The following is a 14,303-nucleotide window of genomic DNA, read 5'->3' as shown; positions in this document are numbered from 1 at the left end:
TCATCCCAACTTCTGAGCAAATTTAAAAAATCATTTGATCAAACCATATGTGCACACATAAATTATTGCCTTGCTCAACGAAGTTTTACCTTCCTTGCATCCGACAGAATTGCTAGTGCTTCATGAATGTATATATCGGTAGAAATATCTTCAAGTAGACTTTCATTTAGCTCCAAAACATCAGCACTTATTTTGTTTTTGGTGACCGACGTGTTTTTGACGGTGATGCTTTTAGTCGCTAAATCAAGAGTCTGATATAAATTCGTCCATAGGGTATTATAATTTTGGACATCTTCATAAATGTTATTCAATGTTAGGGCATAGCTTAAATCTCGGTCGATGTAGGTGTTTAACATCAACGTGTTAATGGTTTTTATAGCTTTGAAACTTTCATTCTTTTCAACGCGGATCTTGCTTTTTGATTGAATATCAGCCATCGGCAATTTTCTGTAGGAACTATGTCGAAAAGCAGGGATTATCGCATCATTGGAGAGTGCAAATGGACTGTGGAATTCATTGGTTTTAAAGCCGTCATATAACGAGGGTAAAATAACATCAGGGACAATCCCAATCGATTGGTGGCTTTTTCCCGTAACACGATAAAATTTTTCAATGGTCAGTTTGCAAAAACCTAAATCATCGGTGTCATTTAAAGGTAAAATAACTTGTGCCGAAGCCTTGCCATGACTTGGTGAGCCAACGATAATGGCACGGTTATAATCTTGCATTACTCCTGCGAAAAACTCAGATGCTGAAGCACTGAAATTATCAATAAGGATGACAATAGGCTTGTTGAAGAGCGTGCCTCTAAAATCGTCCGTTATCGTAAACATATCCCCATTTCCATATTTCAGGATGGCTAAAGGTCCTTTGTTAATAAATAATCCAGAAAGTTCTGCAGCTTCTTTCATTGAACCTCCACCATTAAATCTTAAGTCTATAATCAACCCCTTAACATTTTCTTTGTTTAGAATTTCAAGTTGATTTGCCACGTCATGTGCTAATCCGTTGCCATCAGGTGAATCGAAATCTGTGTAAAAGCTTGGGATGTTTAAATACGCAAAATTCGATTTTTGTTTTACTATGAATGCGGTGCAGGAATTTTGTTCGACTTTGAGTTCGGTTTTTGTGAGTGGAATATCCTGGATAGCACCATTTTGCTTCTTGATCTTAAAGATGATGGTTTCATTTTTTTCATTGGCCGTAAATGCCGAAATATCCTCGATGGACACACAAAAAGTTTCCAATGTTTGTGTGGGAGAAGTCAGTGATTTAATCACATCATTCTCTTCAAAATTCCCATTTAAAAAGGCTGCGCCTCCGGGAGCAATGTAAGCAATGACAATATCACCATTTTTATTTTTTGCGGTGTCAATACCAAAGGTTAATTGGTGGTTGGACACAGAATCTTCAAATTGCGATTTATCTGAATCGTTATAAAAAAACGAATTCGGGTCTTGATAGTTGGCGAAAGCATTCAAAAAAGATTCCTTTACAAAAACAGCCATCCCACCATTTTTATGGAGGAGTTCATCTAAAAGGCAGAGTTGATTTTGAATTATTTTTGGTTTGACATCAGCTTCCAAGGTTTTAAAATTATCTTCCAAATATGAAAGAGTACTGTCCTGTTCCACCAAATGATCAAGAATAAAATAGCGGATGCGTTTGTTCCAGTATTTTTTGAATGAAAAATCATCCTTGAAATATTGGGAATTGGGTTCAGACTTGAAATAAAGCGTATCGGTTCCTGAATAATCAAACGTTTCATTTTTTAAAGTAGCAATATAGGCTTTGGAAGCTTCAATACGTTGTTGGAGTGTTGCGCTATATTTCTCAATAAAACGGCAATCATTGGAAGCAATGGCATTGTCAAGTTGAAATTCATCAGATTGGAATAACACCAAATCAGAGTGTTGAAAAAACTGCTTATTTTCATCCAATCGCTCTAAAAATAATTTAAATACAGCTTTGGAAAGACTGTCATTAAGTGGCTTTGGACGGAAATGGAACTCTTGCACGCGTTGATTTAAGGCATTTATTTGTTCACAGAACACTGCATCTTCTTGCGCATAAGACAAAGAAATGAAGAAACTAAAAGCGATTATAGTCAGCTTTTTCAACATAATTTAAAATGGAATTTCTTACTATTCCTGAACTTCTACTATAGCCTCAATAGCTTCTGCCAATTTGAAATCTTTTTCTGTAACTCCTTTGGCGCTATGCGTGGATAACGTTATAGTCAATATATTGTAGACATTTTTCCAATCTGGGTGATGGTTTTGCGCCTCACATTCAAAGGCAATTCTGCTCATGGCACTGAAGCAATCCTTGAAATTGTCAAATTCAAACTCGGCATGCAGGGCGTTGTCATAATATTCCCAGTCAGGAAAATGCAATAATTTTTTTTCGATGATGTCATCAGATAATGGAGCCATAATTACGGTTTTTAAGTTTCTTAAAATTATAAATTATAATTGACAAATTATAGAACTAAGGGTTATAATTCATATAATTATCCAATTCTTCAAGAAGTTCTGTGCTGCTAATGTGGAGGTGTTTTGGTAGTTTATTGCTTTTGGGCATCACCGCCAAATAGCGATCTTCATTTGTTGTATACACTTGTTTGAAACGTACTTGCTCTGATGTCATCAAGTCAACGATTTCCTTAATGAAATCGTCATGATGTACCAAATCTGAACTTCCCAAATGGAAGACCCCATATTTATTCCGATTGATGATATAATGGATTTGTTGGGTCATCTTAAAATCTGTCGTCACATTCATGATCAGATTTGGAAAGACTTCAATTGGTGTTTTTTCTGCTATGTGTTCCTTGATTTCTTTGAGGCGAGGGGATTGGGTGCCAAAAACCATGGGGAGCCTGATAATGACCACTTTCTTTTTTGGTAAACGCAGGAGCATGTTCTCAATCTTAATTTTGAAATGGCCGTAAATACTATCGCTCAAGGTTTTATCTTCCTCATAACTGGGATATTTGCTGTAAGCGTCAAAGACATTCGCCGAAGAGAAGAAAATAATTTTACAACCTTGAGATGCCACATATTCAGCCATGTGTTGATGGGCAATTACCTGTGCATGAAAATCGCCACGCAAACAGGAAATGATGATAGAAGGTTTGACTGCTTGGAGAATTTCAAAAATATCATCTTCTTCCACACGATATTGGAAGAAATGCTGGTTATTCTCGTAAAATTTGTTTGAAAGATGATAGGTGCCAAAGGTTTTAAAATATGGGCCCAGTTCCTTATACAGAGCATTTCCTATAAAGCCACTGGCTCCAAGGATAAGAATGCGATGTTTGTTGTCTGGTGTCATCATATTAAGGGGCGGAATTTACTAAAAAATAGATAATTTGGTCATGGTTGTAAACTGTTCCAAAGCTTGCATTCCCAACAATGAATTGCCTTTATCGTTTAAGCCGGGAGACCATACTGAAATTGTGAAATGATTGGGCAAAAGTGCAACAATGCCACCTCCAACACCACTTTTTCCTGGTAGGCCTACTTCAAAAGCGAATTCACCTGCTTCATCGTAAAATCCGCAGGTCAGCATAATGGCATTGATACGTTTGGCTTGGCTCGCTGAAAGTTGGTTGGTTTTCAAACAACAGGTCCCATGATTTGCGAACATTATAAAGGCTTTGGATAATTGCTCGCAGTTCATTTCTATGGCACATTGATGAAAATAGAAGTCCAACACGACATCCACATCATTTTCTAAATTTCCGTAGGCTTTTAATAAATTGGCAGCGGCATAATTGTTATAGCCCGTCAAACGTTCAGATTCGGCAACCTCCAAATTAAAAGTGATTGTATGATCGTCAACAACTGCTCTAACGTAATTCAAAAAATCTTCTTTCGGATTTTTAAGAAGGCTGACTAAAATATCTGCAATAACGATTGCTCCAGCATTTATAAGCGGATTTCTAGGAATGCCGTTTTCCAGTTCCAACAGTGATAAATGGTTGAAAGGATTCCCCGAAGGCTCGACATCTACCCGTTGCCACAAGTTTTCAGGATACATGGGCAATGCCATGGCGAGTGTCAACACTTTTGAAATACTCTGAATGGAGAATTTCTTGTTCCAATCGCCAGTAGCAAAAGTTTGACCATCCAAAAGCCTCAAATGAATTCCGAAATTCTGTACATCAATATCCGCTAACTCTGGAATATAGTCAGCCACCAGTCCTCTAAAAACTTCATCCTTTAAGTTATTATGTATGGTATCAATGACATTTTGGAAGTCGATCATGTATTAAACTTTATAAAATGGCGTTTTTACAATGGTTGCAGGTACGGCATTTTTTCTGATTTGAATATATATTTTGCTGCCAACTTCAGATAAGTTCGTCGGCACATAACCTAAACCAATGCCTTTATGAAGTGATGGCGACATGGTTCCTGAAGTGACTTTCCCAATGATCTTACCTTGATCATCCACAATATCGTATCCATGGCGTGGGATGCCTTTTTCGTCCAGTTCAAAACCGACCAATTTATTTTTTGGTCCTTGCTCTTTTTCAGCTTTAAGTGCTTCACTATTGGTGAAATCTTTAGTGAATTTTGTTACCCAGCCCAATCCAGCTTCAATAGGAGAGGTCGTCTCGTCAATATCATTTCCGTAGAGACAATAACCCATTTCTAATCGTAAGGTATCACGAGCAGCCAATCCAATCGGTTTGATGCCGTAAGGGGCGCCAGTTTCAAAAACCTTATCCCAAATTTGTTTTACTTCTGAGTTTTTACAGTAGATTTCAAATCCGCCACTTCCTGTATAACCGGTTGCAGAAATGATCACATGCTCCACACCTGCAAAATCGCCTACTACAAAGTTGTAAAATTTGATTTCTGAAAGGTCATGGCTTGTTAAGCTTTGCATGGCTTCAACCGCCTTAGGTCCTTGAATAGCCAACAATGAATATTCTGGGGAAAGATCTCTAACTGTTGCACCAACATCATTTTTAGAGTTGATCCAATTCCAATCCTTTTCAATATTACTGGCATTAACTACCAATAAATAAGAGTCTTCTTCCATCTTATAGATAATCAAATCATCTACAATCCCGCCATCTTCATTTGGCAAATAACTGTACTGCGCTTTTCCAATGGCTAATTTTGAAGCATCGTTACTGCATACTTTCTGAATTAACTCAAGAGCATGTGGTCCTTCTATTAAGAATTCACCCATATGCGATACATCAAATACGCCAACGCCGTTTCTGACAGTTTCATGTTCTGCGCTAACGCCTTCGTATTGAACAGGCATATTAAATCCTGCGTAGGGAACAAGTTTTGCTCCAAGTGCTTCGTGAGTTGCTGTTAAGGCTGTGTTTTTCATAAAATTATTTTTTTTATTTCCGAAAACTTTCTTTCGTTAGGAAGTAACGGATATTTTATTTAAAATTCCTTTGTTAAAATATAAACGATGACAAATATAATGGATAGTATCAAAAATGAATAAAGCAATCCTTTTTTAAAGCTCATGCCGGAAAATATACTTTCCATTGTATGTCCGAAAAACTTTACAATTCCTATTAATATATCCTCCATAAGTGCGTCACAAAAGTATCAAAAATTATCTGTTTTAAAAATGAATGGCAGCGATTAAAAATATGGTAAAAAGCACACTTTATGATCTTATGCCAATCATTTGTAGCAAAATTTTATTAAACTATCCAAGTCACACAAACAGAGGGTAAAGGTTGATAAACTTAAGTTAAATGCGCTTTGGAAATAGGTAAAGCGCAAATTATTGTTAGATTGAAGGTATGGAAAATGTATTAGTAGCAGGTGCTAACGGCACCACCGGAAAACAGATTGTAAAACTTTTGTCTGAAACTCAGGATTTTAATCCTGTGGCGATGGTCAGAAAAAAAGAACAGATGGCGCAGTTTGAAACTGAAGGTATCTCAACAGTTTTGGGCGATTTGGAACAGGATGTTTCTCACGCCTTTAAAAACATTGATAAAGTGATATTTGCTGCTGGCTCAGGAGGAAAAAACGTGATTGGCGTAGATCAGGAAGGTGCCAAACGTTTGATCGACGCTTCGAAGCATTCCAATATCAAGAAATTTGTAATGTTAAGCTCCATGGGCGCCGATGCTCCCGAGAAAGCTGAGCAATTACAGGAATATTTGAAAGCGAAACAGAATGCCGATGAGCATCTAAAAAACAGTGGTTTAAATTATGCCATCGTAAGACCGGGAACATTGACTAATGATAATGCTACCAACCATATTCAATTAAAGGAAAAACTATCTCAATCTGGAGAAATCAGTAGGGCAGACGTGGCTCAAACTTTGGTGCGTGTCCTTAATGATGATACTGCGAATAAAGTGTCTTTTGAAATTTTGAATGGTGATACTCTAATCGGTGAAGCTGTGGAAAAATTCTCCATAAAATAGAGTTTAAAATATATATAAAAATAGTGAAAGAGGCAATTTGCCTCTTTCGTTGTGTTTAAGTTATACTGTTTAAAAGAACGTCTTTCAATTCGTCATAATGCGCTATCGGAATCGAGATTTTTTCTTGATCCATAACCGCTTCAATCTGCGGTGGTAGAGCAATATTCTCAGGAATGACCTCTTCTACAACATTCAAAAACTTAGTAGGGTGCGCAGTTTCCAAAAACACGCAGTGTACACCGTTCTTATCTTTCAAATACGATTTACATCCCAAATAACCAACGGCACCGTGTGGATCGGCAATATATTTAAAATCGTTATATAATTCCTTTAGAGCTTCTCGGGTTTCATCATCAGAAAAGCTATAAGAAGATAAATTGGATTTCAGTTCCTCAAAATTATTTTTATAAATTTCCTGAATTCTGATAAAATTACTCGGATTGCCTACGTCCATAGCATTACTGATGGTCTGAACGGAAGGTTTTGGTTGGTAAAGTTTGGTAGTGAGATATTCCGTCACCACATTGTTTTCATTATTTGCTGCGACAAAATGATGAATTGGCAAGCCCAATTGTTGTGCCATCATACCTGCACAAATATTCCCGAAGTTACCACTTGGTACTGAAAACACTATGTTTTTATGCGTTTTATGAAGTTGTTTATAGGCGAAAAAGAAATAGAACATTTGTGGTAACCAACGCGCGACATTAATCGAATTTGCCGATGTCAATTGCATTTTACTGGTCAATTCTTCATCTAAAAAGGCACGTTTCACCATGTCTTGGCAATCGTCAAAAACACCATCTACTTCTAAAGCGGTAATGTTTTGCTTAAGTGTAGTCAATTGTTTTTCCTGAATATCACTTACTTTCCCACTCGGATATAAAATGACCACATTAACACCCTTCACACCTAAAAAACCATTGGCAACAGCGCCTCCGGTATCACCTGAAGTGGCTACTAAAACAGTAACTTCCTCTGTGTTATGTTGATTGAAATAACCAAGACAGCGCGCCATAAATCGAGCACCAACATCCTTGAATGCCATTGTTGGACCATGAAAAAGCTCTAAAGTAGAGACCTTGTCGTTAATCTCAACAACCGGAAAATCGAATGATAAGGTTTCAGCAATGATGGTTTTCAAAATGTCTTCCGGAATATCCGGACTGACAAATTGCTTTATCGCTTCAAAGGCAATTTCTTCATAAGATAAAGAATCGATGTTTTCAAAAAACGAAGCTGGTAAAGGCGTTATGTTCTCAGGAAAATAAAGCCCTTTATCAGGTGCGATGCCTTTTATAACGGCATCTTTGAATGAGGTGTTTGGGGCTTTTTTGTTTAGGCTGTAATAATTCATGTTGTTTTTTTTTGCCACGAATTCACTAATATCTTTCAGAATTTCTTTGTGGAACTCTGTGCTTCTCTGTGTAACTCTGTGAAATAACTTTATAATTTAAATTTCTCTAATTCCTTCTGTATTAATCTTCGAAACATACGTTTCAAATGCAATAGATGTTTTAGAATACACATTTCTCATCGCTTTTTCCACATTTTTTGCATTTTCAATCCCTTTGGACAAGGCAAAAATCGAAGGTCCAGCTCCAGAAATACTTGCTCCTAAAGCACCATGGGCCAATGCCGCCAACTTGACCTCTGCAAAATGAGGAATCAATTGACTTCTATGAGGCTCTACAATGACATCTTGCAGACTTCTTTTCAGTAACTCATAATCGCTGGTGTGCAGGGCATGAACAAAACTGCCCAGATTTGCCCATTGCGTTATGGCATCCTTCAATGGAAATGTCTTAGGTAAAATAGCTCTGGCATCCGAAGTTTTTATTTCTATTTGTGGATGGATAATGGTCGCATAAACATCCTTTGGGGTCGGTAATTGTAAGACCTCTAAAGGTGACGTACTTCTAACTAAGGTAAATCCCCCAAAAATACCGGGAGCCAAATTATCCGCATGTTCGCTGCCACTGGCTAAGGCTTCACCTTTCATGGCAAAATCTGTCACTTGAGTTTTATTATAAGGTCGTCCTAAAAGTTCATTGATGGCAAATACGCTCCCGGAAGCGCTGGCACTACTGCTTCCAATGCCGCTACCCGGTTTAATGTTTTTGTAGATTTCAATTTCAAATCCGAAGTTGGGTTTCGCATCCGCAATCATCGCCAATGCTGAAACACCTGCTACATTTTTTGTGGCATCAAGTGGCAGATCATAGCCTTCGATTTTGGTGATATAAATCCCTTTTCTATCTGTCTTTCTGACGACCATCTCGTCACCGATCGTATCCAAACAAAATCCAAGGACGTCATACCCGCAGGATACATTGGCAACCGTTGCCGGTGAGAATATTTTTATTTCGTTTTTATTCACAAGTTTTTATTTTTCGTCACGAATGCACGGATTTTTTATTAATTAACTGAGACTGAAAACTAATTCCCAATCCTAATAATATCCGCAAACAACCCTGAAGCAGTCACGTCCGCACCAGCGCCTGCACCTTTAATGATTAGAGGCTGTTCTGGATACCGTTGTGTATAAAACATGACAATATTATCTTTTCCTTTCAGATTATAAAATGGATGATCGCTCGGAATTTCCTTTAAACCAACTTTTGCATTTTCACCATTAAATTCGGCGACATATTTCAATTGACAATCGTTCTTTTTTGCAGAGGCATATAACTTTTGGAAATGTGCTTCATCAGCAATTAAGGTTTTGTAGAAATCGTCAACAGAATCGCTCTTTAAATTGTTTTCGGTTAAAAACGAATCATTTTCAATATCTTCCAAATTCATTTTTGTACCACTTTCACGGGCTAAAATCAAGATTTTACGAGCAACATCCACACCGCTCAAATCGATTCGTGGATCAGGTTCTGTATAACCTTCTTTTTGAGCTTGTTTAACGACATCATGAAACTTAGCGGTATCATCAAAATTATTGAACACAAAGTTCAAACTACCCGAAAGTACGGCTTGAATGGAGGTTATTTTATCACCTGAAGCAATGAGGTGATTCAAGGTATCGATAATTGGCAAACCAGCGCCAACATTGGTTTCAAATAAAAATGGCGCGTTATATTTTACGGATAATCTTTTAAGATTGCTGTAGTTTTCAAAGGTACTTGAACACGCGATTTTGTTACAGGCCACAACGGCAATGCTTTCTCTGAGATAATCGGCATAAACTTTAGAAACCTCCTCATTTGCTGTAACATCTACAAAAATGCTGTTGCGCAAGTTAAAACTCTTGTTACGCTCTAAAAACCCTTCAAGTGTCGCTTTTTCTCCAGACGCCAATTGTTCTTTCCAAGATTTTAAGGAAAGTCCGGATTCATCAAAAATCATCGTTCTGGAATTGGATAGCCCAATAACTCTCAAATTGATTTTCAATTGCTCTTTCAAGTATTTTTTCTGTTGTTGAATTTGTTCTACTAGACGTTCACCCACATTTCCAACACCGGTGATATAGACATTTAACTGCTTGGTCTGGTCTTCAAAAAAACTTTCGTGAATGGTGTTTAATGCCTTTTTCACATCTTTTTCGGCAATGACTGCTGAAATATTCTTTTCTGATGCACCTTGTGCAATAGCTCTAATATTGATATTGTTTTTTCCTAAGGCACTAAACATCCTGCCGCTGATACCCTGGTGGTTTTTCATATTATCTCCAACCAAAGCAACAATCGATAAGTCTTTCTCTACAATAATAGGATCAATTTTTAGTAATGAAATTTCGTTTTCGAAGGTCAAATTAATGCTTTCAGCTGCAAGAGAGGCATCATTTTCATCAATCCCAAAACAGATGGAATGTTCAGAAGAAGCTTGCGTTATGAAGATGACATTTATTTTTTCCTGCGCCAAGGTTTCAAAAAGTCGCTTTGAGAATCCAGGAATGCCAATCATTCCATTGCCCTGCAAGGTCAATAAAGCGATATTACTAATATTACTAATGCCTTTTGCTGCCTTAGAGAAACCATTGCTTTTGTCGCTGGTAATGACCGTTCCGTGAGCGTCGGGATCGTTTGTGTTTTTAATAAGGATAGGAATATCTAAAACGAGAACCGGCTGAAGCGATGGTGGATAAAGGACTTTAGCTCCAAAATGTGACAATTCCATCGCCTCTTGATAGGATAACCTCTCGATAGGGTAGGCTTGTTTTACCAGTTTGGGGTTTGCGGTGTACATGCCACTGACGTCTGTCCAAATTTCCAATCGGTTAACTTTCAGTGCAGCTGCAATAATTGCGGCAGTAAAGTCTGAACCACCACGTCCTAAAGTAGTGATTTCTCCTGAATCAGATTTTGAGATAAACCCAGGAAGGATCGTGATTTTTTGATTGGCGTTCTTAAAATATTCACGAATATTCATGTTTGTAACCCCAAAATTGACTTCAGCTTTAGTGAATTTGGAATTGGTGACTATAAGATCTTGACTGTTTTTTCTAACGGCATTTAAACCTTGACTTTTCATGGTTTCTGCAACAATATAAGACGAAAGGAGCTCTCCAAAACTCACCAATTTATCCGATGTTTTAGGGGAGAGTTCGTTGATCAGGTAAATGCCATCCAACAAGCTTTTTAAGATGGTCAATTTGCTTTCTACATATTCTTTTACAGCGTCATTTTGTATGGGAATAAGTTCTGACAAGAGATTTAGGTGAATCTCCTTAATTGCCTTAAATTCAGAAAGATAACTTTCGTTTTTTTGTTGAGCAAATTCACCTGCCCTCAATAATTTATCAGTGATGCCACCGACCGCAGAAACCACACAAATAACAGATTCTTTTTGCGAATAACTATCGAGAATTGCGATGACTTTTTTAATGTTTTCTGCGGAACCGACTGAGGTTCCTCCAAATTTCAATACGTTCATAGTTAGTGATATGATGGATTAGAAATAAATGTAAAATTATAGTAAATGGAAAAATATAGGACGAGATAAAATATAACAATTAACCCCAAAGGGTAATCATGTTAAAAGTAATGTTGCCTTCGGAAGAGGTAAAGGTCATGAAAACATTTTTTATGTGTTGTAAAGTATGCATATCTTGTTCTAAACCTTCCAAAAGTATTATTTTTACTGTTATAAAAAAATTTACGGCTCACTTTTAGGAATAAAAAATAAATTATTAGGCATATCATAAAAAAAGACTATTAAAATGAAGATATTCTCAAAAGAACAAATCTATAAAGGCGATAAACTAACAGCCAAGAAACAAAATATAACCTCCACAGAATTAATGGAACGTGCGGGAACGCAAATCTTTAACTGGATCCATCAACGGATGCAAGGTGCCCAAGTACCCATTCACGTGTTTTGTGGGATTGGTAATAACGGTGGCGATGGATTGGTGTTGGCAAGACAATTGATCAATTATGGATATAACGTGCATACCTATGTGGTGAATTGCAGCGATAAGCGTACGCAGGATTTTTTGGTCAATTATGAACGGATCAAGCAAACCACAAAGAAATGGCCAATAATGCTCAATTGTAAAGCAGATTTTCCTCCAATTGGGCCTGATGATATCATTGTAGATGCCGTTTTTGGAATAGGATTAAATAGACCACCAAATGAATGGGTGAAAAGTTTATTCCAGCATTTCAGAGCGTCAAATGCATTTACACTAGCTATTGATTTACCCTCCGGATTGTATGCCGATAAAGTTCCCGAAGATGAAGATGGCGTGGTTTGGGCAAATTACACTTTGAGTTTTCAATCGCCTAAACTGGTGTTTTTTCTTCCGGACACTTCAAAATATACCCGACAATGGGAAGCACTTGATATAGGGATTGACCTAGAGTTTTTACAACAAACAGATACCGAAGTGGAGCTGATAGGCAAAAATGAAATGTTGCCCATCTATAAACCTAGAGAAAAATTCTCGAATAAAGGCACTTATGGCCACGGATTGCTCATTGGCGGCAGTTATGGTAAGATAGGGGCGATGATACTTTCTGGACGGGCCACTTTAGCTTCTGGTGCGGGTTTGGTCACCACTTTTATTCCTAAATGCGGTTATATTCCCATGCAATCAGTTGTTCCTGAAGCTATGGTCATCACTGATGTCGATGATGAGAAACTTACCGCAATCAAATTTGAGATCGCACCAACTGCTATTGGTATTGGCATGGGAATGGGGCAAGATGAAAAAACCCAAACCACATTTCAAAAGTTTCTAAAATCCAATAGTGTTCCTTTAGTTATTGACGCAGACGGTATCAACCTGTTGTCCAAACATAAAGACGATTTAAAATTGTTGAAACCTCAAACCGTATTAACGCCACATCCCAAAGAGCTGGAACGTCTATTGGGCAAATGGAAAAACGATTTTGATAAGTTGAAAAAAGCTAAAGCGTTCTCAAAGAAATACAAATGTATTATCGTCATAAAGGGCGCACATACCATTACAGTGTTTGAAGATAAATTGTACGTCAATTCTACGGGTAATCCAGGTTTGGCCACAGGAGGGACGGGAGACGTTTTAACAGGTATTATTACCGGACTTATATGTCAGGGATATGAACCTTTAACTGCAAGTTTGTTTGGTGTTTATTTGCATGGGAAATCGGCAGATATCGCCGTGGAAGACTATGGCTATCAGAGTTTAACCGCAAGCCATGTGGTTGACTATGTCGCTCAAGCGTTTCTAGATCTGTTTGCAATGCCACCTGCTCAGCCTCCGGCAGAAAATGAGGAGGAAAATTTATAAAATAAAAAAACCGCACTTTAAAAATTAAATTTAAGTGCGGTTTTAAATCAGCTGTGTTTTTCAGTTTAGATACTTAAACTGTCAAATAATTCCACAAGTTTTTTGCTAGATGGTCTTGGTGCATTTGCATCAACAACATTGCCGTTTGGATCAATTAAGATAAAACGTGGAATGCCATTAATTTTGTAGTCTTTAACGAATTTTGACTGCCAGTTTTCATCAGAAAACAATTGCATCCCGATTAAATTTTCTTCTTCAACCATCGTTCGCCATTTATTTTTTGCAACAGCAAGGTCGCCACCGCCACTTCTCATTGCATCATCAATAGAAATGCTCACAAATTGAATGTTTTTATCGGCATACTTTGCGTCAAGCTCTTTTAATGAAGGAATTTCTGCTATACAAGGTCCACACCAGGTAGCCCAAACATCAACATAAACATATTTTCCTTTAAGATCTGATAAAGAGGTCGTTCCACCTTTATGATTCTCATAATTTTCAAAAGTTGGAGAAGGAGATCCTACTGGAAATTGTTCTCTGATGGCAATTGTTTCAGCAAAATAATTGTGATACATATTCAGCATCGGCTCTAAGTTTGCTTTGGCCATACTCGTGAGCGTTGAGTCTATGCTTTTGTCACGGCTATAAAATGCGAGTAATTCTTTTCTAATGTCTTCTATTTCTTTATTAAGACCTTCTGAGCTTAAACTGCTCAATTTATCCTGATCCAATAATTTCTTTTCTAACTGCATTTGTTCGGTCAAGTAATTATTGTGTTCAGATCCACGTCCTGAAAACTTTACTGTTTTCTCTAAATCGTCCATGTCTGCGTTCATTTTAATGTCAAACCCATTTTTTAAGAAAACTGGCGCAGCGATATTTCCATTAAAAAAACCGAAAACTTCAGGATCATTGATTTTAAGTGTGTCTGAGAAAGTACCGTCAGGAGCCACCAGTATGGTTTTGGTCAACATTCTACTTCTCAATAAGATTGAATCGCTAGTATTGTTCTCTATTTTTCCAGAAAAAGTAACATAGTCCTTAGGTTCTTCCTTACATGACACTATAGTTAATACACAGAAGAAAATAAATAAATTTTTCATTTTTATAATTTTATATTTTAAAATTTTTCAAAAGTAAGAGTTTGTAGACACA

Annotated in this window: 11 protein-coding genes; 2 read left to right on the top strand and 9 right to left on the bottom strand. The window is 37.3% G+C overall.

Translation table 11 applies throughout. The annotated features are described in order from the left end of the window. Positions 1 to 74: 74 nt before the first annotated feature. From ESZ48_RS05465 to gcvT, 5 genes are read right to left on the bottom strand one after another with little or no spacing between them, the layout of a single operon-like run. Positions 75 to 2,123, bottom strand: coding sequence for a S41 family peptidase (locus tag ESZ48_RS05465; RefSeq protein WP_129016319.1), 2,049 nt, complete (start codon positions 2,121 to 2,123; stop codon positions 75 to 77). 21 nt (positions 2,124 to 2,144) lie between these two features. Beyond that, entirely contained in the window at positions 2,145 to 2,435 is a 291-nt protein-coding gene (locus tag ESZ48_RS05460) for a 4a-hydroxytetrahydrobiopterin dehydratase (RefSeq protein ID WP_129016318.1), read from the bottom strand. A gap of 55 nt (positions 2,436 to 2,490) precedes the next feature. Further along, positions 2,491 to 3,339, bottom strand: coding sequence for a sugar nucleotide-binding protein (locus tag ESZ48_RS05455; RefSeq protein ID WP_129016317.1), 849 nt, complete (start codon positions 3,337 to 3,339; stop codon positions 2,491 to 2,493). A gap of 18 nt (positions 3,340 to 3,357) precedes the next feature. Then, entirely contained in the window at positions 3,358 to 4,272 is a 915-nt protein-coding gene (locus tag ESZ48_RS05450; RefSeq protein WP_129016316.1) for a glutaminase, read from the bottom strand. Between the two features lie 3 nt (positions 4,273 to 4,275). Continuing rightward, positions 4,276 to 5,358, bottom strand: a complete 1,083-nt coding sequence (gene gcvT / locus ESZ48_RS05445; protein ID WP_129016315.1) for a glycine cleavage system aminomethyltransferase GcvT — start codon at positions 5,356 to 5,358, stop codon at positions 4,276 to 4,278. A 430-nt stretch (positions 5,359 to 5,788) separates the two neighbouring features. On the opposite strand from gcvT, the gene ESZ48_RS05440 reads away from it, so the two are divergent. Then, the gene (locus ESZ48_RS05440) at positions 5,789 to 6,424 is read left to right on the top strand and encodes an SDR family oxidoreductase (protein ID WP_129016314.1); all 636 of its coding nucleotides are present in this window, start codon (positions 5,789 to 5,791) and stop codon (positions 6,422 to 6,424) included. A gap of 55 nt (positions 6,425 to 6,479) precedes the next feature. Here ESZ48_RS05440 and thrC read toward each other — a convergent pair whose 3' ends face one another. The 3 genes from thrC to thrA form a co-directional block, all read right to left on the bottom strand. Then, positions 6,480 to 7,781, bottom strand: coding sequence for a threonine synthase (gene thrC / locus ESZ48_RS05435; protein ID WP_129016313.1), 1,302 nt, complete (start codon positions 7,779 to 7,781; stop codon positions 6,480 to 6,482). A 96-nt stretch (positions 7,782 to 7,877) separates the two neighbouring features. Further along, positions 7,878 to 8,804, bottom strand: a complete 927-nt coding sequence (locus ESZ48_RS05430; RefSeq protein ID WP_129016312.1) for a homoserine kinase — start codon at positions 8,802 to 8,804, stop codon at positions 7,878 to 7,880. Between the two features lie 59 nt (positions 8,805 to 8,863). Next, complete coding sequence (gene thrA, locus ESZ48_RS05425) at positions 8,864 to 11,308, bottom strand: bifunctional aspartate kinase/homoserine dehydrogenase I (protein WP_129016311.1); 2,445 nt, start codon at positions 11,306 to 11,308, stop codon at positions 8,864 to 8,866. 286 nt (positions 11,309 to 11,594) lie between these two features. On the opposite strand from thrA, the gene ESZ48_RS05420 reads away from it, so the two are divergent. Continuing rightward, on the top strand, positions 11,595 to 13,148 hold the full coding sequence (locus ESZ48_RS05420; RefSeq protein WP_129016310.1) for an NAD(P)H-hydrate dehydratase: 1,554 nt from the start codon (positions 11,595 to 11,597) through the stop codon (positions 13,146 to 13,148). Positions 13,149 to 13,213: 65 nt separating this feature from the next. Here the strand turns inward: ESZ48_RS05420 and ESZ48_RS05415 are convergent, their stop codons facing one another. Continuing rightward, positions 13,214 to 14,251: a TlpA family protein disulfide reductase gene (locus tag ESZ48_RS05415; RefSeq protein WP_129016309.1), complete on the bottom strand. Its 1,038-nt coding sequence runs from the start codon at positions 14,249 to 14,251 to the stop codon at positions 13,214 to 13,216. Positions 14,252 to 14,303 lie beyond the last annotated feature (52 nt).

The sequence above is a fragment of the Gelidibacter gilvus genome (assembly GCF_004115975.1).
Lineage (GTDB): Bacteria > Bacteroidota > Bacteroidia > Flavobacteriales > Flavobacteriaceae > Gelidibacter > Gelidibacter gilvus.
Note: the sequence above shows the minus strand (reverse complement) of the source record. Positions and strands in the feature narration are given on the sequence as shown.